Below are 19,595 nucleotides of genomic sequence, written 5' to 3'. Positions count from 1 at the left end.
TTGGGACCCTCATCGGCCCTAATTGTCCGACCGGTTGTTCATCGAGGCCTCGTAGGCCTGGATCGTCGTGCGCGAGCGGCGCAGGGGCCGCGTGACCTGGACGGCGATGTGCCCGTCGACGCGGCCCATCCGCCCCTGGGTGAGCGCCCAGTCGCCGCAGCGCACGGTGATGAGATCCGACGGCTTGGCGTCGAACATCAGCGTCTCGCCGACCTTCAGGCTCATGACCTGTTTGAGCGGCAGCATCATCTCGTGCAGCACCGCCTCCATGGTCACGTCGGCCTGCCAGATCTCGGTGGCGAGGTGGCCTTCCCAGACGTGATCGCGGCCGAGCTTCTCACCCATGAAGCTCTGGGTCAGGAGCTCCCGGATCGGCTCGATCGTCGCATAGGGGAACAGGATCTGCAGCATGCCGCCGCGCCCGTCGACGTCCAGGCGCAGGCTGATCAGGATCGCGGCGTTGCCCGGCCGCGTGATCGTGGCGAAGCGCGGGTTGGTCTCGATCCGGTCGATGCCGAAGGTCACGGGCGACAGCGGCTGGAACGACAGCTCGAGATCGCCCAGCACGATCTCCACGAGGCGGCGCACCAGCGTCATCTCGATGGCGGTGAACGGGCGACCGTCCAGACGGCTCGACAAGCCGCCGCGCTTGCCGCCGAGCAGCAGGTCGAACGTCGCGTAGGCGAGGTTCGAATCGACCGTGACGAGGCCGGAATTCTCCCATTGCTCGGCCCGGAACACGCCGAGCAGGGTCGGCAGCGGGATCGCGTTGAGATAGTCGCCGAAGCGCACCGAGGTGATGTTGTCCAGCGTCACCTCGACGTTGTCCTGGAACAGGTTGCGCAGGGAGGTCGACAGCAACCGGATCATCCGGTCGAAGACGATCTCCAGCATCGGCAGGCGTTCGTACTGGACGACGCCCGAATCGACGATGGCCTGAACGCCCCCGGCCCCCGAGGCCGAGAGCTCGCGCATGGAGAAGCCGAGGACGCCGTCGATCTCGTCCTGGTTCAGCACCCGGTCGTTGCCGGCGAGTTCGGGGAGGTTGTCGCTCTCCCCGTCCTCGATCATCGTCGCCCATTCGGCGGCGACGTCGCTCGCGTTGCGCGTGGTGCCCTGCTCGGCGAGGGCCGCGCCCCATTCCTCGGCGAGGGACGAGTCGCCGCCCTCGGCGCCCTGCTCCAGAAGGGCTGCCGACCAATCGTCCTCGGGGAGTTCGTCCTCGGGTTCCATCAGGCGTGCTCGATCGGGGGCCGGCCCGGCGCGGGGTTGGAGGCGATGGGGGTGGTCGCAGGCGCGCTCATTGGACGATCACGTCCTTGAAGAGCACGGCATCGACCTTGGCGGGATACAGGGCGATGTTGACCCGCCGCAGCAATTCCTCGCGCAGCCGGAACAGGCCCACCGAGTTCGTGATGTCGCTGGCGCGCAGCTCGCGCATGTAGACTTGCAGCGCGTCCTCCACCCGCGGCATCAGCGGCTTGACCTCCTCCTCGGCCTTCGCGTCCTTCAGCTCCAGGGCGATCCGGACCTTCGCGTACCGGGCCTTGTCCTGCGGCTGGTCCGGACTGAGGTTGAGGAGCATCTCGCGCACGTCCACGAAGACCACGGGCTTCTTGCCGTCCGGGCCGACACCCTTGCCGTCTGCGCCGTGCCCTCCGCCGTGGCCGCCGTCCTGTGCGGCCTCCTTGCCGCCGCCGCCGCCCATCATCAGGAAGGCGCCCGCGCCGCCGCCCACGAGCAGGACCGCGACGGCCACCATGATCATGAGCTTCTTCTTGCCCTTCGGGGCGCTTTCGGCTCCGGCCCCGCCTTCCTCGGCGGAGGCCTTCTTCGGCTTCTTGGCCATGGAATAATGCTCTCTCGCGGGAGACTGCGCGCCAGGTACACCCAGATATCGGAGCATCACGGTTAACGTGCCGTTAAGCAGGCAATTCCTGCCGGGCCAGGTTTGCCGCAACGCAGACCCGGCGCCGACGCGACGACCGCGCAATCCCCGTCAAGCCTTTGTCAGAACGATGGAATTTTCGTCCGTTGGGTTTGGCACAGCGGATGCTGAATGGATCGTTGCCGCCTCCGCGGCCCGCGAGTCCCAGAGTCCACGATGCAGAATGCCCTCTTCGTCGGCGTGTCGAGCCAGATGGCGCTCCAGCGCGAGCTGGACGTGATCGCCAACAACATGGCGAACGTCTCGACCACCGGGTTCAAGGCTCGCAACACCCGCTTCCAGGAATACCTGATGCCGGTGGCCAGCGCGGATTCGTTCGCCCGGCCCGACCGGCGTCTCTCCTACGTCATCGACCAGGGCACCACCCTCGATCTCGGGCAGGGCCCGGTCGAGCGGACCGGCAACCCGCTCAACGTGGCGATCAAGGGCGCGGCCTTCATCGCCGTGCAGTCCCCCCAGGGCGAGCGCTACACCCGAAACGGCGCCTTCGAGATCGACCCGCAGGGCGCCCTCGTCACCAGCGACGGCTACAAGGTGGCGGGCGAGGGCGGACCGATCACCATCAACCCGCAGGAGACCGGCCTCGCCATCGGCCCCGACGGTACCGTGTCGACCAATCTCGGCATCCGCGGGCGCATCAAGCTCGTCACCTTCGCCAACCCGCAGCGGCTGACCAACGAGGGGGGCAACCTCTACGCCTCGCCGGAGCCGGCACGCCCCGCCGGCATCGACGGACGCCTGGAATCCGAAGCGCTGGAACGCTCGAACGTCCGCCCGGTGATCGAGATGACCCGGCTGATGGACGTGAACCGGTCCTACGCCATGGTGTCGAGCATGATCTCGCGCCTCGACGACCTGCGGGGCACGGCGATCCGCCGCCTCGCCGACGTCGCCTAAGGGGAGCTCGGCCGATGCGCGCCCTCTACTCCGCCGCCACCGGCATGGCGGCCCAGGAACTCAACGTCCAGGTCATCTCGAACAACATCGCGAACCTGCGGACCACCGGCTACAAGCGCCAGCAGGTGCACTTCCAGGATCTGCTCTACCAGAACCTGCGACGGGCCGGCGCCTCGACCTCGCAGCAGAACACCCAGCTTCCGGCCGGCCTCGCCCTCGGCTCGGGCGTGAAGACGACCTCGACAGCCCGCGTGATGTCCCAGGGCACGCTCTCGTCCACCGAGAAGGATTACGACGTCGCGATCCGCGGCGAGGGGTTCTTCCGGGTGACGCTCCCGGACGGCCGCACCGCCTATTCCCGGGACGGCTCCTTCGACCTCTCGGCCTCGGGCCAGCTCGTCACCCGCGACGGCTACCTGCTCGATCCGGCGATCACCGTGCCGCAGAACGCGACGTCGGTGACGATCAGCGCGACGGGCGTCGTGCAGGCGAGCATTCCGGGCCAGACGGCGCCGCAGGCGCTCGGCCAGTTCCAGCTCTCGCGCTTCGTCAACAAGGTCGGCCTCGAATCGATCGGCGACAACCTGTTCGTCGAGACCGCGGCCTCCGGGCAGGCGATCAGCGGCCTGCCGGGCGCCGACGGCTTCGGCAACCTCCAGCAGAGCTACCTGGAAGAGGCGAACGTGAACGCCGTCACCGAGATCTCGTCCCTGATCGCCGCGCAGCGCGCCTACGAGATGAACTCGAAGGTCGTCACCGCGGCCGACCAGATGCTCTCCACCACCACGCAGATGTTCCGCAGCTAACCGCGCGACCCGCACCCGCTTCAGGTCCCTGAACATGTATGCCGGCATGCATCCCGCCCATCCCGCTCATCCCGATCCCGACTTCGAGACCCTCGATCTGCCCCGTATCGGCATGGCGGACGGAAGTGACATCAGCCCGATCATCCGCCGTCCCCGGCCGCGGGTCTCCCCCCTCGGCTCGGCCGTGATCCTTCGCGCGGTGCTGGCCTTCCTGACCTTCGCGGTCCTCGGCGCCCTGGCGATCCCCGCCATGGCCCAGGCTGAAGGTCTGCGGCTGCGCGGCGACGTCACAGCCCGCGGAGACATCCTGACGCTGGCCGACCTGGTCGAGGGCGTGCCGGAGCGCCTGGCCGCGCGTCCGCTGTTCCGCGCACCCACCCTGGGTGCCACCGGGACGATCCAGACCCGCCGCATCCTCGACGCGGCCGCCGCCCTGGGTCTCGCCAACCTGGAGACCGGGGGCCGGCTGCAGATCGCCGTGCAGCGCGCCGCACGCCGCCTCGGGCCGCCGGAGATCGAAGCCGCGCTCAAGCGCGGCCTCGAGACCAGCTACGGGCTCGACCCCCGCAGCGTCACGATCCGCTTCGACGGCGACGGCCCGACCCTGCTCGCTCCGGTGGACCTCGAAGGGCAGGCCGCGGCCCTCGACGTCACCTACGACCTGCGCTCCCGCCGCGTCGCGGGGCTGGTCAGCCTCGGCGAGCGGCAGGCCTCCCTGCGGGTATCCGGCGTGGTCGTCGAACTGCGCGAAGTGGCGGTGCTCACCCGGACGCTCAACCGCGGCGAACCGGTGAAGGAGGGCGACGTCGTGGCGGAGCGGCGTCCGCGCGAGACCGTCGCCTCCGACGCGCAGGGAAGCGCCACGGCGGTCATAGGCGAGGTCGCCCAGAACACGCTCACCGCCGGGACCGTGCTGCGGATGACCGACACCGCCCCGCCCGAACTGGTCGCGCGCGGCGAGAACGTGACCATCGTGTACGAGACGCCGAACGTCAGCCTGTCGATGCGCGGCCTGTCGAACGATTCCGGCCGCATGGGCGCCGTCGTCAACGTCGTCAACGTCGCCTCCAAGAAGATCCTGCAGGCCACCGTGATCGGCCCCGGCCGGGTCTCGGTGAGCCCCAGCCCCGCGGCTCAGCAGGCCGCCGGCGCCGCCCCCGTCCAGGCGACCGCCTCCCTGCGCTGACCGCCCGTCCTGCACGCGTCGAAGAGTGATTGCCCGATGGCCCGCCGCATCGTCCTGAACCCGCTCGCCGCCGCTCTGATCGCCGGCGCGCTCGGTGCCTGCAACACCGCCGACCGCCTCTCGCAGGTGGGCGCGACCCCGGCCTTGTCGGCGATCGAGGATCCCACCACCCAGCCGGGCTACAAGCCGGTGCGGATGCCGATGCCCGACGTCCAGCCGGTCTCGTACGCCCCGAACTCGCTGTGGCGGACGGGCTCCCGCGCCTTCTTCAAGGATCAGCGCGCCGCCCGGCTCGGCGACCTCCTGACCGTGAAGGTCAACGTCACCGATCAGGCCAACATCAGCAACGAGACCAAGCGTTCCCGGGCCAACACCGAGAGCTTCGGCTTGCCGAACGCCCTGGGACTGGAGAACAACGCGGTCGGCAAGTCCTTCGGCGTCGGCAGCACCGCGCTGCTGTCCGCCACCTCGGCCACCGCCAATGACGGTGCCGGCTCGGTCCAGCGCGCCGAGACCGTGACGACGAACGTCGCCGCGGTGGTCACCCAGGTTCTGCCCAACGGCAACCTCGTGGTCGAGGGCAAGCAGGAGATCCGCGTCAACTTCGAAGTGCGCGAGATGGTGGTCGCGGGCGTCGTCCGGCCGGAGGATATCGAGTCGGACAACACCATCGACTCGACCAAGATCGCCCAGGCCCGGATCGCCTATGGCGGGCGGGGCCAGATCACCGACGTGCAGCAGCCGCGCTACGGCCAGCAGATCGTCGACATCCTGCTGCCGTTCTGAGGCCCTTCAGCCCGGCTCCTCCGGCTCCGGCCCACGGGTGACGTCGAGGCCGGACCCGGCGCCGGGGGGCGGCCCGACCTTGACCGGAGCGCCGGTCCGCGCGGCCTCATAGATCGCCTCCATCAGCACCTGATCCTGCAGCCCCTCCTCGCCGGGGGTGCGGGGGCGCAGATCCTCCTGGATGCAGCGCGCGAAGTGGTCGAGTTCCAGGGCGAACTGGTTCTTGGGGCTCAGGACCTTCTCGTCCCGCGCGGCGTTCTTGCCGTCGCGGTGGCCGATGATGAGCCGCTGGCCCTGGTAGGCGAAGGCGTTCTGGAGGTCGATGGCGGCGGTTCCGGTGTGCAGGGTCAGGCTTCGCGCCTCGTAGACCCCGTAGCTCGACAGGCACTGGGCGATCACGCCGGACGGGAAGTGCAGGGTGAAGCTCGCCGTCTCCTCGACCTCGCGGTACTTGGGATCGTCCGGCGGCGAGTGGATCTGGGCCTGGATCAGGTTCGGCTCCTCGCCGAGGACCGCGCGGGTGGTGTTCAGGCAGTAGAGCCCGATATCCGGCAGCGACCCGCCCCCTGCTAGCGCCTTCCGCAGGCGCCACTGCTCCGGCAGTCCCGTGGTCTGGCCGTTGAAGGCCTGGATCAGCCGGGGCCGGCCGAACTCGCCCGAACGGGCGAGCTTGATCACGGCCCGGTTGTGCGGCTCGTACTGGCACCGATAGGCGATCATCAGCTTGACGCCGGCCTTGGCGCAGGCCGCGATCATCTCGCGACACTCGTCCGAGGAGACCGCCATCGGCTTCTCGCAGAGCACCTGCTTGCCCGCCGCCGCGGCCGCCACGACGTTGTCCCGGTGCACGCCGTTCGGCGTGACGATGTAGACCGCCTGGACGTTCGGGTTGGCCTTCAGCCGATCCCACCCGTCGTAGCCGTACACGGCATCGTCCGGCAGCCCGTATTGCCGGGCCACGAGCTTCGCCTTGTCGGGGGAGCCCGACATCACCGCCGCCAGGCGGGCGCGCTTGGCCTCGCCGAAAGCCGGGAGAATCTCGTCGAGGCTCAGGCGCCCCAGACCGACGACGCAGTAGCCGACCCGCTGGCCCGGCGGCTGAGGCGCCGGGCTCGGGGCGGGCGGCCTGTCGCCGGCACCGCGCCAGTTCGGGAACATCACCCGTCCGCCCTGCACGGCACCGGTATCGGCCGGAACCGAGGGGGCCGGTGGAGTGCCCGGCGGGGCGGCCTGGGCGCCGCCGCCCATCGCGGCGCCGGCCAGGGCGCCCCCGGCCGCGAGAAGATTGCGTCGTGAGAGCCGGGTGTCGTCTGCCATGGGCCTCGCCGTGTCGCCGGGAAGGAATGGAGGCGCCTTGGGCGCCGCGTGGCGTGGAAGCCGCCGAGGGCGGAACCGCGCTTTCAGTGAACGCGACCCGGCGGCGTGCCGTTTCCGTCGAGAAGCGCGGCGCGCAGACGCGCCACCTCCGCCTCGCTGGCGGCGAGCCGGCGCGCGATCGGCGCCGGCTGCGTCGCGGCCCCCGTCTCGGCGAAACCGAGACCGACGCTCTCGCCCGCCCGCCAAGCTATGAAGGCCCGCCGGGTCTCGCCGCGGCAGGGGATGGACAGCGCGATGCAATCGGGCAGCGTGGCGTCGGCAGGGACCCGGATCCGTGCCCCGTCCAGGGACACGTCGCGGACCGTGCAGTCGAGATCCGGCAGAAAGGCCGCGACGCGCAGTCGGCCGCCCAGGCAGACGCGGCGTCGGGCAGTACGGCGTCGGTCGACCACGAGCGCTTCATCCTGATGGGTTCGGATGTCGGGACAACCGCCTTTCAGCCCGAAGCGGACCGGCGCGTCTCCTTTAACCGTCGGTTTACCTTAACGTTGGCCTCAGGCGGGCGGCGGCGGATCGGGCGCCTCGACCTCGCCGCGACGCTGCAGCTGCAGGGCGACGAACCAGCACAGGGATGCCCAGGCCGCGCCGATGCACCAGCCGGCCAGCACGTCGCTCGGCCAGTGCACGCCGAGATAGATACGGCTGATGCCGACCAGCAGCGTCACGCTGACTCCGAGGGCCAGGACCAGTGCCTTCGCGCGGCGGTTGCGCTCGACCCGGGCGATGAGGGTCGCCAGGGTCAGATATGCGATGGCCGACATGGTGGCGTGGCCGCTCGGAAAACTCGCCGTGAACACTTCCATGCCGTGAGGGACGAGGTCTGGTCGCGGCCGGTGGTAGAGCATCTTCAGCAAGGTCGAGACCAGCTCGCCGCTGCCCACCGCGGCCAGAACGTAGAGGCCGATGCGCCGCCGCCCGGACACGGCGAGATAGCCCGCCACCGCGCAGGTGAGGAACAGCACCGTGAAGACGCTGCCGAGCCCGGTGATGTCGCGCATCGTCTCCTCGAGCCAGGGCGGCCCGATCGGATCGGCGAGATCGGCGGGGTTGCGCAGGGCGAGCAGGATCCGGCGGTCGAGGGCCGCGGTGGAGCCCTCGCCGACCTCGTGGGCGAGGTAGAAGAACCCATAGCCGAGGGTGCTCAGGCAGAGCAGGGCGACGAGGGGACCGACTTCGTTCAGGCGCAACCGCAGCCACACCGCCAGGGCGGGCTCGATCAGGCGATTGTTGCGGATCTGGCTCGGGGCCTTCATGCGGCGGGATCCGGGTCGGGGACGTGCGTCATCAGTCGTTCTCTCCGAAGGGCAGGCGGGCCACCGCATCCCAGGGACCGCCACGGTAGCGCCAGAGCAGCGTCGCCGGCGCGGCGAAGCGGAACGGCGCGAAACCGGCCGACAGGTCGGCGTGGAGCGCCCGGGCCTTGTCCGGAGCCACCTTGTTCTGGACCGTAACGTGGGGGCGCCAGCCCTGCCGATCCTGGGCGGTGAGATGAGGCGCGAAGCCCTGCGCAAGGCGGGCCCGGAAGTTCGACAGCGCATCGGATTCGAGCACGTAGGCGACGCCGCGGCCGGTGAAGCGCAGGCCCGTCACGGCGACCTCCGGCGTCGGAACGGTGCGGGCGAGGGCGGTGATGGCCTCGATCACGCCCCGCTCCCGGTCGCCCGGAAGGTGGTGGAACAGGGTCGCATGGGCGGGAATGCGATTCAGCGATTCGGGGAAGTAGCGACGCCGCTCGCCGTCGAACCGGGCGAAGGTCGGCTCATCGAAGGCGAGCGTCAGGATCAGGGGGTCCGCGTCCATCATGCGGGCCAGATGGCGCCCGAAGCCGCTCAGGTCCAGTACAGAATCCGCGCCTTCGGCAGGTCTCGGGCGAGGCACGCGGTGAGGTGGCTGCGCATCGCCTGCATCAGGAGCTTCGGGAAGACATACTTCACGGAGCCGAACTTGGTGCGCTTCTCGACGCGCTCGGCCTCGTCGAGGGGCAGGTCCGAGCCGGGATACCAGCCGCGCAGCACCGCCTTCGAGCCGGGGGTGAAGCGATGGGTGATGAGTTCGGCGGTGAGGTCGAGATCCGGCACATCGGCGAGGGCGTCGGCGGCGGCGCGGATCAGCCCGGCATAGGCTGCCTCCCAGTCCGGGACCGGCAGGATCGGCGCGACGGTCAGGCCGACCGGATAACCGGCCCGGGCCACCTCGGCCATGGCGGCGAGCCGGGCGGGGAGGGGATCGGTGCCGCCCTCGTAACGCGCGGCGGCCCGCGGGTTGACCGAGAAGCGGATCCGCGTGCGCCGGTTGTGCGGCAGGTCGAGGAGCGGTGCCACCGCGGCGAACTTGGTGGTGAAGCGCAACTGAACCGGCGCGTCCCAGGCGCCGAAATGCCGGATCGCCGCCGAGAGCGAGCCGGTCAGGTGCTCGATGCCGAGCGGATCGGTGTAGCAGGACGCCTCGAAGGTGGTTCCCTCGTGCGCCCGCTCCCGGGACGCCGAGGTCACTGCCCCGCGCCCGGCATAGGCCGTGAGGTTGCCGAGGATCGCCTCGAGATTGGCATAGGCGCGCGTCACCGGCGGCCCCGCGAGCGAGCCGGCGAGGTAGCAGTACTGGCAATGGGCGGGGCAGCCCTCGGCAAGGTCGAAGCGCCAGTCGGCCGAGGGCGGGATCGGCTGCAGCCGCAGCTTGGTCGGCGGGGCGCTCGTCAGGACGAGGGTCGCCTTCGCGGCCGCGTAGGCCCGGCGGGGATCCGCCTCGCGCGGGCTCGGCAGGCGGTTGGACGGCAGGCGCTCCACCGGCAGGCCCAGGGCCTCGGCGCGGGCCTGCATGGCCCGGCCATGGGGATGCTCCAGAGCGGACGGCATCACCAGCACTCGGCGCGGGCGCCACGGGCGCCCCGGGCGGACGGGCTCCGGGCCATCGGGGGGCTGAACGGCCGGGAGGGACGAAGGCGGCATGCCTGAGGAACGCCTCGTGCCGGCACCGGGTCCGGCCTAGTCGCCCGCTCACGGTGCGGCTAAAGCACCGTCATGTCTTCAGGCAGGGAGAGCGTCCATGTCGGCCGCGACGGCTGGTTATTTCTCACCGGAGGAACCAACCGGGTCATGGACCGGTATCGCGGCGGTCTGCGGCACTGGCTGCTGCTGCGCGGCTGGACGCGGCTGATCAAGGCCCGTGCGCGGCGGGCCGAGGACCTCGGCATTCGCTGCCTCCACGTGATCGTGCCGGAGAAGCTGTCGGTCTACGACGACAAGACCGACGGCCTGCGCTACGCGCCGGGCAAGGCTTCGACCCGGCGACTGGCCCGACGCCTCGCGCGACACCCGGCCTATCTCGACCTTCTCGCGCCGCTTCGCGCTGCCCGCAACGGAGCGACGCCACTCTACCTGCGCACCGACACCCACTGGACCGCGCAGGGGTGCCTGCTGGCCTATCGCGAGATCATGCGGGCGCTCGGGGCGGTTCCGCCCGCCGATATCGGCGGGCGTCCCGGTACCGTCTCGGAACAGATCATGGATCTCGGCGAGAAGCTGCCCGAGCGGCCGCGCGAGCGGCTGGAGCGGTTCATGCTGCAGCGCGATGCGATGCGGGTGGAGACGGGGCCGCTACTGGCCGCCTACGAGGCGCAGGGACGCGACCGCGAGGTGCATGTCGGCGCGCATGTCGTCTATCGAAACCCGTCCCCGGGGGCCGATCCGCGACGGCTCGTCCTGTTCGGCGATTCCTGCGCCCATTTCGACCCGTTCCTGCTGACCGGGCTGCTCGCCGAGAGTTTCAGCGAGGTTCACTTCATCTGGTCCTCGAGCCTCGACTGGCCCTACATCGAGCGCGTGCGTCCGGACATCCTGCTGTTCGAGATCGCCGAGCGCTTCCTGGCCAAGCTGCCGAAGGACGATTTCGACGTGGCCGTCGCCGGTCAGCGCGGGACGGGCGGTCGCCTCGCACGGCTCGGGAGCGACGGCCTGGGACGTGCCGTGGCGCCTCAGTAGATGGCCGGATCCAGGCGGGCGAAGTCGGTGACGCTGGCGGCCTGATACTTGGCGACGGATTCCGGCGCGCAGGCGATCCCGATCATCAGGACGAGGAGTGTCGCGAGGCACGCGAGCGTTGCCGTGACCACGTCGGCATGGCGCCGCAGAGCATGGATCACCAAGCATCCGAACGTGAACAGGGCCGCCTCGGCGACGGGCACCAGCGCGAACGACATCACTTCACCTCCATCGATCTCCCCACGCGATCGGGCCGCTGCGGCACGTGCGCGGCGACGGGTGGGTGCCCGAGAGATGGCTCAGTTTGCTGCACCGCAACAGAAGGATCGGCGCAGCCCTGCCTTGCGCAGAACTCGCGGGCCGGCGGGACCGGGCGCACCGGTCGCGCGGTCGGCGCTCCTCGGATGCAGACCGGCATCCGTCTTCACAGACGCCGCGCGAGGCCCATCTGGGTCGGATCGCTTATGGGACCGGAGACGACGATGGGCCTCCTCGTGGACGGCATCTGGCGCGACCAGTGGTACGATACCGCCGCGACGGGCGGCCGCTTCGAGCGCAAGGCCTCGGCCTTCCGCAACTGGGTGACCGCCGACGGATCACCGGGTCCCTCCGGATCGGGCGGCTTCCGGGCCGAGCCGGGCCGCTACCATCTCTACGTCTCCCTGGCCTGTCCCTGGGCGCACCGCACGCTGATCGGGCGCGCGCTCAAAGGGCTGGAAGACGTGATCTCCGTCTCGGTGGTCGATCCGCATATGGGCGCCGAGGGCTGGGTGTTCGGTGACACGCCGGGCGCGACGCCGGACCCGATCCACGGCGCACGGCGCCTCTACGAGGTCTACCTGGCGGCCGACCCGTCCTACAGCGGCCGCGTCACCGTGCCGGTGCTGTGGGACCGGGAGCGCGGCACCATCGTGTCGAACGAATCCGCCGAGATCCTGCGGATGCTGAACGACGCCTTCGGGGGTACGGGTCCGGATCTCTACCCGGCGGACCTGCGTCCCGAGATCGACGCGGTGAACGCTCGGGTCTACGACCGGGTGAACAACGGTGTCTACAAGGCGGGCTTCGCCACCACCCAGGACGCCTATGCCCAAGCCTTCGAGGCCCTGTTCGCCGAGCTCGATGCGCTCGAAGCGCGGCTCGACCGGAGCCGTTACCTCTGCGGCGACCGCGTGACCGAGGCGGATATCCGCCTGTTCACCACCCTGGTGCGGTTCGACGCGGTCTATGTCGGGCACTTCAAGTGCAACAGGCGCCGGATCGCCGACTATCCGAACCTGTCGAACTATCTCCGCGATCTCTATGCCATGCCCGGCATCGCGCCGACCGTCGATCTGACGCATATCAAGCGGCATTATTACGAGAGCCATCCGACCATCAATCCGACGGGGATCGTGCCCCTCGGACCGGAGCTGGATTTCGCCGCCCCGAACGACCGTGCCCTGCGGTTTGCGGCCTAGCCGGCTGCGGTGGGGGTTCGGCCCGTGGTGAGCCCGACGCCGGCCCCGTCCCGATGCCGCCCCCTCGACGGCGGGCGCCGTGCGCCTAGTTCGGCTCTCAACCGGAGGATGCCCGACCCGCCATGACCAATCGCCTGCGCCTCGCGCTGCTCTGCGCTCTCGTCAGTCTTCCCTCCGCGGCACGCGCCCAGGCCGCGTTGCGGCTGGACGGCACCTGCGAGAAGCTCGTGATCGGCACGCAGGATCTGAGCAGCTCCTGCAGCAACGTCCTGACGAACGCGGTGAGCCGCAATCGCACCAGCTTCGACTTCACCACCTCCGACGGTCAGGCGCTCAGCTTCAGCGGTAACGGCGCCCAGCAGGAAGCCACCGAGGAGACCGATCCGCTGCAGCCGATCAACGTGGTCACCACCGGAAAGGATGGCGCCCCGGTCCTGGCGATCGGCGCCTGCCGCTTCTCCACACCGGAACCGGGCCGCACCGCGATCACCTGCGAGGCCAGCACGGCCGACGGACGCCCGTTTGCCGGAACGTTCGTGACTGCGGCCAAGGCGCCTGCCGGTGCGCCGGCCGCCGCACCGGCCCGCTGAGCGTCCCTGTCTTTGGGCTGGTCAGATCATGGCGGAAGCCCCATTTAGGGAACTCCACGAAAAAGGTTCCGAAGCCAGACCGATGCTCAACGACACCCTCGCCGGGGGCGGTGCCCCGGCCGGCGACACCGGCACCCTCATCAAGGACACGACCACTGCGAGCTTCCGGCAGGACGTGCTCGCCGAGTCGATGCACCGGCCTGTGCTGGTCGACTTCTGGGCGCCCTGGTGCGGGCCCTGCAAGCAGCTCACGCCGGTGCTGGAGAAGGTGGTCCGGGAGGCCGTCGGCGCGGTCGCCCTGGTGAAGATGAACATCGACGAGCATCCCTCGATCGCGGGTCAGCTCGGCATCCAGTCGATTCCGGCGGTCATCGTCTTCCAGAAGGGCCAGCCGGTCGACGGCTTCATGGGCGCGGTCCCCGAGAGCCAGATCAAGGAGCTGATCGGGCGCGTGGCCGGTCCTCAGCAGGATCCGCTCGAGGCCGCCCTGGCGGACGCCGCCGCCCTCATCGAGGAGGGCGACCTCGCCGGTGCTGCGGAAATCTACGCGGCGGTCCTGGAGCAGCAGCCCGACAACGTCACGGCGCTGGCCGGCCTCGCCAAGATGCAGCTCGACGCGGGCGAGATCGAGAATGCCAAGCGGGTTCTGGCCATGGTGCCGGAGGCGAAGGCTGGCGATCCGGCGCTCGCCGGCATCCGCGCCGCCCTCGAACTCGCCGAGCAGGCCGCCTCGCTCGGCGATCTCGCGGGCGTGCAGCGGGAAGTGGAGGCCAACCCGGACGCCCATCAGGCGCGGTTCGACCTCGCGCTGGGCCTCGCCGCCCGTGGCGAACGCGGCCAGGCGGTCGACCACCTGATCGAACTGCGCCGGCGCGACAAGGACTGGAACGACGACGGGGCGCGCAAGCAGCTGCTGCAGTTCTTCGAGGCCTGGGGCGTGATGGATCCGGATACGATCCGCGGACGGCGCAAGCTCTCGGCGCTTTTGTTCTCGTGAGGTTCCGGCTCGCGCTTCGGACCACCAATCGGCCCCCCCGGGAGGCGCCATGAGCACCCATGCGAGCTACAAGGGCCCGGCGGATTGTCCCGCGGTCATCCCGGTCTTCCCCCTCTCCGGGGCGCTGCTGCTGCCCCGCGGGCAGATGCCGCTGAACATCTTCGAGCCGCGCTATCTCGCCATGGTCGACGATGCTATGCGCACGGACCGGATCATCGGCATGATCCAGCCGGATCCGGAAGGATCGGGCGGGGCCAATCCGAAACTCTACCGCGTCGGCTGCGCGGGGCGGGTGACCCAGTACGCGGAGACCGGCGACGGACGATACCTGATCTCGCTCACCGGCATCACGCGCTTCCGGGTCGAGAGTGAATTGGCCTCGATCGGCCCCTATCGCCGCTGCCACGTCTCCTATGACGACTTCGCTGTGGACTTCGAGCCCCGGGCGGGCGAGGAGCAGGTCGACCGCGCGGGCGTGCTCAAGGCGTTGCGCGACTTCGTAGAGTCGAACGACCTCAAGGTGGACTGGGCCGGAATCGACGAGGCGCCCGACGAGGCGCTGGTCAACGCCCTCTGCATGATGAGTCCGTTCGGTGTGCGCGAGAAACAGGCGATGCTCGAGGCCCCCGACCTGAAGACGCGGGCCGAGATCCTGATCGCGGTCACGCAGATGGAACTGGTTCGCGGCTCGGGCCCCGAGTCGACGATGCAATAGGCTGCACGAACGATGACCAACGACCTCACCGCCCCCGTCGAAGCGACCCGCGTGGACCCGAAGCTTTTGGAGATCCTGGTCTGCCCGCTGACCAAAGGGACACTGGAATACGATTCCGTCCGCCAGGAACTGATCAGCCGTTCCGCCAAGCTCGCTTATCCGATCCGCGACGGGATCCCGATCATGCTGCCGGAAGAAGCCCGGCCGCTGACGGACTGATCGCCCGGGCCGTTCGTTTGCGCGCGGGGCAGCCCGCGTCGCTTCGCATCCCGAGCGCCCCGTGCTTACGGGACCCGCCCCCTCCGGTCGGGCTTGGCGCGCCCCGTGCCGGCCGCCCCCCTGCCAAACCTCAGGATGTCGGCGAGATTTGGCATCAGGTCTTCCGATCGGAGAGCAGATTCGACCCTATCGAGCTTGACTATTACTCCGCCCTTCGCCGACCCTGATCTATCTTGAGCTAACGCGTGGCGGCCATACTCTTGCCGCTTCGATCGTTCAGCGTCGAGTCATCCCCGATCGATGATTCTGACCGTGCATCCCGCCTCAGGCGGCATCCACTTCGCTGAGAGATCGCCCCGCATGATCAAGCTGACCGCCGTCGCGGCCCTCGCCGCCGGCCTGTTCCTTCCCCTTTGCGCGCCCGCCAGCGCGGAGCCCGGCACGCACAACGGACGGTGGTCGGTGGAACTGGTCACGGAAACCGGTCTGTGCAGCGCCCGCTACACCTACGCGCTCGCCATTCGCGAGGGTCACGTGCAGCTGATCTCCGGAGCCGCCGGCGCGCAGGTGAACGGGCATGTCGGGGCCGATGGCAGCGTCGGGCTCACCGTCAACAACGGCACCGCGAGCGGCACGGGAACGGGGCGGCTCCGGGCCGGGAGCGGCGCGGGGACCTGGAAGGTCTCGTCCCTCTGCTCCGGCCACTGGACCGCGCGGCGCAGCGATACCCGCACCGCGCAGGCCGACTGAGACCGCTCAGACGGCGGCTGCGAGCCAGGTGCGCGCCTCGTCGATGCGGGCCCGCTCGAACACCTTGATCTGGGTCGGCGAGACGAAATTGAAGGTTTCGGCCAGCGCCTTGAGCCAGGGTGCGTCCGTCACCAGGGCGACGTGGCTGACGCTCTTCATCATCGAGAAGCCGAAGCGCGGATCCTTGAAGAAGGCGGCCGGCTCCATGCCCTCGAAGGCGCGGATGTCCTCGAGCAGCTTGATCTTGCCGCCCTTGTCGAGGTCGGCCTTCATCGCCGTCATCATGGCGTTCATCTCTTCGTCGGTGATCTTCCCGTCGACCACGATCTCGGCGACGTTGGAATCCGGCGTCTTGGTATAAGTCAGCACTGATCGCTCCTCCGGGAACCGCATGCGTCCCGGCCAATCTCCGGCCGGGATCCGCCGCCCGTCGCCCGAGTGTCCTACAAAAAGCTCTGCGGGTCGACATCGATGGCGACCCGGACGTTGCCGCGCACCTTCGGACCCCGGGCGATCCAGGCGCGCAGGTAGGCCTGCAGATCGACGTTGCGCTCGGTCTTCACGAGCAGGCGGAAGCGGTATCGGCCGCGCACCAGGGCCAGCGGCGCCTCGGCGGGACCCAGCACCATCACGCCCTCCGGCGGCTCGGCCGCGCGGGCCAGCGCCTGGCCGTGGGCCTCCGCCACCTCGCGCTCGGTCGCCGAGACGATCAGCGCGGCGAGCCGCCCGAACGGCGGAAGGCCCGCCGCCTCGCGGGCCTGGATCTCCTCCGCGTAGAAGCGCTCGGCATCCCCCGACAGGAGGGCCGCGATCACGGGATGGTCCGGCTGGTAGGTCTGGACGAGGGCGCGGCCGGGCTTCTCACCGCGGCCGGCACGGCCGGTGACCTGCTGCAGCAGCTGGAACGTCCGTTCCGCGGCCCGCGGATCGCCCGAGGTCAGGCCGATATCGGCGTCGAGCACGCCGACCAGGGTCAGGAACGGGAAATTGTGGCCCTTCGCCACGAGTTGCGTCCCGATCACGATATCGCATTCGCCGGCTGCCACGGCATCGAGTTCCTGCCGCAGGCGCTCCGCGCCGCCGGGGAAGTCGCTCGACAGGACGACGACGCGCCGGTCCGGAAACAAGGCCGTGGCCTCCTCGGCGATCCGTTCGACGCCGGGGCCGCAGGCGGTGAGATTGTCGAATGTGCCGCACTCGGTGCAGGCCTCCGGCCGGCGCTCGGCATAGCCGCATTGATGGCAGACCAGCGCCCGGCGGAACCGGTGCTCCACCAGCCAGGTCGAGCAGTTCTTGCACTGGTAGCGGTGGCCGCAGGCCCGGCAGAGGGTCAGGGGCGCGTAGCCCCGGCGGTTGAGGAACAGCAGCGCCTGCTCGCCGCGCTCCAGGGTGCTCTTCACGGCGTTGACCAGCGGCGGGCTCAGGAAGCGGCCGCGCTCGGGCTGGTCGAGGCGCATGTCGATCGCCGCGATGTCGGGCAGGCGCCGCCCGCCGAAGCGCTCGGGGAGCAGGATGTGCCGGTAGCGCCCCCTTGCGGCGTTGACGCGGGTCTCGATGGCGGGCGTCGCCGAGGTCAGCACCACCGGGCAGGACTCGAGACGCCCGCGCACCACCGCCATGTCGCGGGCATGGTAATGGACGCCGTCCTCCTGCTTGTAGGCGGTCTCGTGCTCCTCATCGACCACGATCAGCCCCAGCCGCGCGAAGGGCAGGAACAGGGCCGAGCGCGCGCCGACCACCACCAGCGCCTCGCCCTCGGCCACCGCGGCCCGCAGGCGCTCGCGACGCCTGCCGCCGATTCCGGAATGCCACGCCGCCGGCCGAACCCCGAACCGGGCGGCGAAGCGGTCCAGGAACTGGGCCGTCAGCGCGATTTCCGGCATCAGGATCAGCGCTTGGCGGCCCACCCGGATGCAGGCGGCCACGGCCTCGAAATAGACCTCGGTCTTGCCCGAGCCGGTGACCCCCTCCAGCAGGACGGGCCTGAGATCGGCCGAATCCTCCGCCGGCGGCCGGTCCCACGGAAAGGGCGCGACCAGAGCCGCTACGGCCTCGGCCTGGGCGGGCGAGAGCGGCGAGCGCGGGAAGTCCGGATCGGGCCGCGGCGCGACCGGCTCGGGCGCGACCGCCACGGTCTCCAGGGCACCGTCGTCGATGAGCCCGTCAACCACCGAGAGCGAGACCCCGGCCTCCTTGGCCAGGGCGCTCTTGCCACGCAGACCGCCGTCGGCGGCCGCGGCGAGGACCTTGGTGCGGGCCGGGGTCGGCCGGGCCGGGGGCTTGTCGGTGATGCGCACGGCGACCCGGGCGGTCTCGCCGGCCGCCGCCTCGTCGGGCAGGCGCAACACCATGGCCAGCGCCGAGCCTTTCGGCGCCAGCGTGTAGCGGGCGATCCAGTCGACGAGGCTGCGCAGCGGATCCGACAGGGGCGGGAAGGGCAGGCGGTCGGTCACAGGCCGCAGGTTCGAGCCGCCGGGGCTCTCGGCCACGCCCCAGACGACCCCGACGATCTCGCGCGGTCCGAGGGGCACCTGCACCACGTCGCCGGCGGCGAGGTCGAGCCCGGCCGGTGCCACGTAGCTGTAGGGTGTATCGAGGGCCAGCGGGATCAGGATCTCGGCGACGACGGGCATGCTGGGCTTTTCGGGCGGGTCCGTTCCGGGTCCGTACCACAGGCCCGGGAAAAGAACCCGCCGCTTCAGCGATCCCGCAGCCCCGGCACCAGCGGCAGGGCCGCGAGACTCAGGGCCGCCATCGCCCAGAAGGCGGAAGCCCCAAACGACCCGTAGAGCGCCCCGGAGGCCAGGGTCGCGGCGACGCCGGACAGGCCGAGGCCCAGGGTGCCGTACAGGGCCAGCGCGGTCGTCCGGAGGTCGGCCGGCGTGGTGGCTTCGATGAGCCCGAGGCAGGCGAGGTGCAGGAGGGCGAAGCTCACCCCGTGCAGGGCCTCGACGGCGGCGAGCCACGAGATCGCGGTCGTGGAGCCCAGCACCGCCCAGCGTACGGCCCCCGCGCAGGCCGCGGCCGCGACGCCTGCCGCAGGGCCGATCCGCGCCAGCAGGGGCGGCCCGACCAGCAGGAAGACCAGAACCTCGGCGGCCACCGACACCGACCAGAGGAGGCCCGCGGTGGCCGGCGCGATCCCGGCGGAGCGCCACAGGATCATGGCGAAGCCGTCGTGCATCGCGTGGGCGCCGATCACCAGGGCGGCGACCAGCACCGTGCGGCGGAAGCGCGGCAGCGCGATCAGGGCAGCGAAACCGTGCCACGGCGCCCCGGCCCGGGTCGTTCGGGCCCGATCCGCCGGCAGCGCCAGGGCCGACGCACCGGCGGCGAGGAACAGGCCGCCGCTCGCGACGAGGGCGGCGGCGAGGCCGAAGATCCCGATCGACCAGCCCGCGGCGGCGGTGCCCGCGATGAAAGCGGCCGAGCCCGCGCCACGGATCCAGCCGTACTGGAACGCCGCCCCGCCCCGCGCGGCGGCCAGGGCCAGCGCGTCGGCGAGCGGCGCCGGAGCCGCGGTGCCCACCGCGTAGAGCAGAGCCGGCGCGATCAACTGCGCCAACCCGACGCCCGGCAGATGCGCCAGGGTGCTGAGCCCCGCCAGCGCGAGACTCGCCGCAAGAATGGATCTGCCGGCGCGATGGCGGTCGGCGAAGGCGCCGGCCAGCGGCCCGATCCCGAGGCGCAGCGCACCCGCGGCAGCGAGAAGAAGGCCGATCTCAGCCGGCGTCAGGCCACGGGCCGCCAGGAAGCCCGGCAGGATCGGCGACAGAACGCCATAGGCACCGTAGAGCGCCGCATACAGGACGAGGAACCGGGGGAGCCCGCCACGTCGTTCCGCCCCTGGCGCCCGCTTCTGCATGGGCGGAACGTAGTCCGGCAGG

At 70.5% G+C, this 19,595-nt stretch carries 22 protein-coding genes; 11 read left to right on the top strand and 11 right to left on the bottom strand.

All coding sequences use genetic code 11. The features are described from left to right. Positions 1 to 18: 18 nt before the first annotated feature. Positions 19 to 1,236 carry a flagellar motor switch protein FliM gene (gene fliM / locus GGQ91_RS10105; RefSeq protein WP_085987666.1) on the bottom strand — a complete coding sequence of 406 codons (1,218 nt, stop codon included), beginning with the start codon at positions 1,234 to 1,236 and terminating at the stop codon, positions 19 to 21. 64 nt (positions 1,237 to 1,300) lie between these two features. Then, complete coding sequence (gene fliL / locus GGQ91_RS10100) at positions 1,301 to 1,849, bottom strand: flagellar basal body-associated protein FliL (RefSeq protein ID WP_043352102.1); 549 nt, start codon at positions 1,847 to 1,849, stop codon at positions 1,301 to 1,303. 255 nt (positions 1,850 to 2,104) lie between these two features. On the opposite strand from fliL, the gene flgF reads away from it, so the two are divergent. From flgF to flgH, 4 genes are read left to right on the top strand one after another with little or no spacing between them, the layout of a single operon-like run. Beyond that, positions 2,105 to 2,845, top strand: a complete 741-nt coding sequence (gene flgF, locus GGQ91_RS10095) for a flagellar basal-body rod protein FlgF (RefSeq protein ID WP_043388715.1) — start codon at positions 2,105 to 2,107, stop codon at positions 2,843 to 2,845. A gap of 14 nt (positions 2,846 to 2,859) precedes the next feature. Further along, positions 2,860 to 3,651, top strand: a complete 792-nt coding sequence (flgG, locus tag GGQ91_RS10090; protein WP_043388717.1) for a flagellar basal-body rod protein FlgG — start codon at positions 2,860 to 2,862, stop codon at positions 3,649 to 3,651. A gap of 34 nt (positions 3,652 to 3,685) precedes the next feature. Next, complete coding sequence (flgA, locus tag GGQ91_RS10085) at positions 3,686 to 4,837, top strand: flagellar basal body P-ring formation chaperone FlgA (protein WP_100793914.1); 1,152 nt, start codon at positions 3,686 to 3,688, stop codon at positions 4,835 to 4,837. A gap of 36 nt (positions 4,838 to 4,873) precedes the next feature. Beyond that, positions 4,874 to 5,623, top strand: coding sequence for a flagellar basal body L-ring protein FlgH (gene flgH / locus GGQ91_RS10080; RefSeq protein ID WP_043352094.1), 750 nt, complete (start codon positions 4,874 to 4,876; stop codon positions 5,621 to 5,623). Positions 5,624 to 5,629: 6 nt separating this feature from the next. On the opposite strand, the gene GGQ91_RS10075 is transcribed toward flgH, so the two are convergent. The 5 genes from GGQ91_RS10075 to GGQ91_RS10055 all read right to left on the bottom strand — a co-directional run bounded on the left by GGQ91_RS10075 (position 5,630) and on the right by GGQ91_RS10055 (position 9,945). Then, positions 5,630 to 6,940 carry a Gfo/Idh/MocA family protein gene (locus tag GGQ91_RS10075; protein WP_043352092.1) on the bottom strand — a complete coding sequence of 437 codons (1,311 nt, stop codon included), beginning with the start codon at positions 6,938 to 6,940 and terminating at the stop codon, positions 5,630 to 5,632. An 83-nt stretch (positions 6,941 to 7,023) separates the two neighbouring features. Continuing rightward, a complete protein-coding gene (locus GGQ91_RS10070; protein WP_182591901.1) occupies positions 7,024 to 7,392 on the bottom strand; it encodes a PilZ domain-containing protein in 369 nt (122 codons plus the stop codon). A gap of 102 nt (positions 7,393 to 7,494) precedes the next feature. Further along, positions 7,495 to 8,253: a phosphatase PAP2 family protein gene (locus GGQ91_RS10065; RefSeq protein ID WP_043356220.1), complete on the bottom strand. Its 759-nt coding sequence runs from the start codon at positions 8,251 to 8,253 to the stop codon at positions 7,495 to 7,497. 31 nt (positions 8,254 to 8,284) lie between these two features. Beyond that, the gene (locus tag GGQ91_RS10060; protein WP_179698316.1) at positions 8,285 to 8,803 is read right to left on the bottom strand and encodes a 2'-5' RNA ligase family protein; all 519 of its coding nucleotides are present in this window, start codon (positions 8,801 to 8,803) and stop codon (positions 8,285 to 8,287) included. 26 nt (positions 8,804 to 8,829) lie between these two features. Then, complete coding sequence (locus tag GGQ91_RS10055; protein ID WP_182591900.1) at positions 8,830 to 9,945, bottom strand: spore photoproduct lyase family protein; 1,116 nt, start codon at positions 9,943 to 9,945, stop codon at positions 8,830 to 8,832. Between the two features lie 72 nt (positions 9,946 to 10,017). Here GGQ91_RS10055 and GGQ91_RS10050 point away from each other — a divergent pair, with 72 nt between their 5' ends. Next, complete coding sequence (locus tag GGQ91_RS10050; protein WP_182591899.1) at positions 10,018 to 10,977, top strand: alginate O-acetyltransferase AlgX-related protein; 960 nt, start codon at positions 10,018 to 10,020, stop codon at positions 10,975 to 10,977. On the opposite strand, the gene GGQ91_RS10045 is transcribed toward GGQ91_RS10050, so the two are convergent. Continuing rightward, the gene (locus GGQ91_RS10045) at positions 10,971 to 11,195 is read right to left on the bottom strand and encodes a hypothetical protein (RefSeq protein ID WP_043352033.1); all 225 of its coding nucleotides are present in this window, start codon (positions 11,193 to 11,195) and stop codon (positions 10,971 to 10,973) included. The genes GGQ91_RS10050 and GGQ91_RS10045 overlap by 7 nt on opposite strands. Before the next feature lie 264 nt (positions 11,196 to 11,459). On the opposite strand from GGQ91_RS10045, the gene GGQ91_RS10040 reads away from it, so the two are divergent. The 6 genes from GGQ91_RS10040 (at position 11,460) to GGQ91_RS10015 (ending at position 15,708) form a co-directional block, all read left to right on the top strand. Continuing rightward, complete coding sequence (locus GGQ91_RS10040; protein WP_182591898.1) at positions 11,460 to 12,437, top strand: glutathione S-transferase family protein; 978 nt, start codon at positions 11,460 to 11,462, stop codon at positions 12,435 to 12,437. Positions 12,438 to 12,559: 122 nt separating this feature from the next. Then, positions 12,560 to 13,027, top strand: a complete 468-nt coding sequence (locus GGQ91_RS10035) for a hypothetical protein (RefSeq protein WP_075379727.1) — start codon at positions 12,560 to 12,562, stop codon at positions 13,025 to 13,027. An 82-nt stretch (positions 13,028 to 13,109) separates the two neighbouring features. After that, the gene (gene trxA / locus GGQ91_RS10030) at positions 13,110 to 14,024 is read left to right on the top strand and encodes a thioredoxin (protein WP_182591897.1); all 915 of its coding nucleotides are present in this window, start codon (positions 13,110 to 13,112) and stop codon (positions 14,022 to 14,024) included. A 49-nt stretch (positions 14,025 to 14,073) separates the two neighbouring features. Continuing rightward, complete coding sequence (locus tag GGQ91_RS10025; protein WP_043352038.1) at positions 14,074 to 14,739, top strand: LON peptidase substrate-binding domain-containing protein; 666 nt, start codon at positions 14,074 to 14,076, stop codon at positions 14,737 to 14,739. Between the two features lie 12 nt (positions 14,740 to 14,751). Further along, complete coding sequence (locus GGQ91_RS10020; protein ID WP_043352039.1) at positions 14,752 to 14,958, top strand: Trm112 family protein; 207 nt, start codon at positions 14,752 to 14,754, stop codon at positions 14,956 to 14,958. A 360-nt stretch (positions 14,959 to 15,318) separates the two neighbouring features. After that, positions 15,319 to 15,708: a hypothetical protein gene (locus GGQ91_RS10015; RefSeq protein ID WP_043352078.1), complete on the top strand. Its 390-nt coding sequence runs from the start codon at positions 15,319 to 15,321 to the stop codon at positions 15,706 to 15,708. A 6-nt stretch (positions 15,709 to 15,714) separates the two neighbouring features. Here the strand turns inward: GGQ91_RS10015 and GGQ91_RS10010 are convergent, their stop codons facing one another. The 3 genes from GGQ91_RS10010 to GGQ91_RS10000 all read right to left on the bottom strand — a co-directional run bounded on the left by GGQ91_RS10010 (position 15,715) and on the right by GGQ91_RS10000 (position 19,573). Then, positions 15,715 to 16,077 carry a SpoIIAA family protein gene (locus GGQ91_RS10010; RefSeq protein ID WP_043352080.1) on the bottom strand — a complete coding sequence of 121 codons (363 nt, stop codon included), beginning with the start codon at positions 16,075 to 16,077 and terminating at the stop codon, positions 15,715 to 15,717. A 74-nt stretch (positions 16,078 to 16,151) separates the two neighbouring features. Continuing rightward, positions 16,152 to 18,341, bottom strand: a complete 2,190-nt coding sequence (locus tag GGQ91_RS10005) for a primosomal protein N' (protein ID WP_182591896.1) — start codon at positions 18,339 to 18,341, stop codon at positions 16,152 to 16,154. 65 nt (positions 18,342 to 18,406) lie between these two features. After that, on the bottom strand, positions 18,407 to 19,573 hold the full coding sequence (locus GGQ91_RS10000; protein ID WP_182591895.1) for an MFS transporter: 1,167 nt from the start codon (positions 19,571 to 19,573) through the stop codon (positions 18,407 to 18,409). Between the last annotated feature and the right edge of the window lie 22 nt (positions 19,574 to 19,595).

The sequence above is a fragment of the Methylobacterium fujisawaense genome (assembly GCF_014138435.1).
Lineage (GTDB): Bacteria > Pseudomonadota > Alphaproteobacteria > Rhizobiales > Beijerinckiaceae > Methylobacterium > Methylobacterium fujisawaense.
This window is presented reverse-complemented; position numbering and strand designations above follow the sequence as displayed.

Bases quoted from the DNA above. Each gene is read 5' to 3' on its own strand.
- fliL (WP_043352102.1), bottom strand. From the start codon at position 1,849: ATGGCCAAGAAGCCGAAGAAGGCCTCCGCCGAGGAAGGCGGGGCCGGA.
- flgF (WP_043388715.1), top strand. From the start codon at position 2,105: ATGCAGAATGCCCTCTTCGTCGGCGTGTCGAGCCAGATGGCGCTCCAG.
- flgG (WP_043388717.1), top strand. From the start codon at position 2,860: ATGCGCGCCCTCTACTCCGCCGCCACCGGCATGGCGGCCCAGGAACTC.
- flgA (WP_100793914.1), top strand. From the start codon at position 3,686: ATGTATGCCGGCATGCATCCCGCCCATCCCGCTCATCCCGATCCCGAC.
- flgH (WP_043352094.1), top strand. From the start codon at position 4,874: ATGGCCCGCCGCATCGTCCTGAACCCGCTCGCCGCCGCTCTGATCGCC.
- GGQ91_RS10075 (WP_043352092.1), bottom strand. From the start codon at position 6,940: ATGGCAGACGACACCCGGCTCTCACGACGCAATCTTCTCGCGGCCGGG.
- GGQ91_RS10065 (WP_043356220.1), bottom strand. From the start codon at position 8,253: ATGAAGGCCCCGAGCCAGATCCGCAACAATCGCCTGATCGAGCCCGCC.
- GGQ91_RS10060 (WP_179698316.1), bottom strand. From the start codon at position 8,803: ATGATGGACGCGGACCCCCTGATCCTGACGCTCGCCTTCGATGAGCCG.
- GGQ91_RS10055 (WP_182591900.1), bottom strand. From the start codon at position 9,945: ATGCCGCCTTCGTCCCTCCCGGCCGTTCAGCCCCCCGATGGCCCGGAG.
- GGQ91_RS10050 (WP_182591899.1), top strand. From the start codon at position 10,018: ATGTCTTCAGGCAGGGAGAGCGTCCATGTCGGCCGCGACGGCTGGTTA.
- GGQ91_RS10045 (WP_043352033.1), bottom strand. From the start codon at position 11,195: ATGTCGTTCGCGCTGGTGCCCGTCGCCGAGGCGGCCCTGTTCACGTTC.
- GGQ91_RS10040 (WP_182591898.1), top strand. From the start codon at position 11,460: ATGGGCCTCCTCGTGGACGGCATCTGGCGCGACCAGTGGTACGATACC.
- GGQ91_RS10035 (WP_075379727.1), top strand. From the start codon at position 12,560: ATGACCAATCGCCTGCGCCTCGCGCTGCTCTGCGCTCTCGTCAGTCTT.
- trxA (WP_182591897.1), top strand. From the start codon at position 13,110: ATGCTCAACGACACCCTCGCCGGGGGCGGTGCCCCGGCCGGCGACACC.
- GGQ91_RS10025 (WP_043352038.1), top strand. From the start codon at position 14,074: ATGAGCACCCATGCGAGCTACAAGGGCCCGGCGGATTGTCCCGCGGTC.
- GGQ91_RS10020 (WP_043352039.1), top strand. From the start codon at position 14,752: ATGACCAACGACCTCACCGCCCCCGTCGAAGCGACCCGCGTGGACCCG.
- GGQ91_RS10015 (WP_043352078.1), top strand. From the start codon at position 15,319: ATGATCAAGCTGACCGCCGTCGCGGCCCTCGCCGCCGGCCTGTTCCTT.
- GGQ91_RS10005 (WP_182591896.1), bottom strand. From the start codon at position 18,341: ATGCCCGTCGTCGCCGAGATCCTGATCCCGCTGGCCCTCGATACACCC.
- GGQ91_RS10000 (WP_182591895.1), bottom strand. From the start codon at position 19,573: ATGCAGAAGCGGGCGCCAGGGGCGGAACGACGTGGCGGGCTCCCCCGG.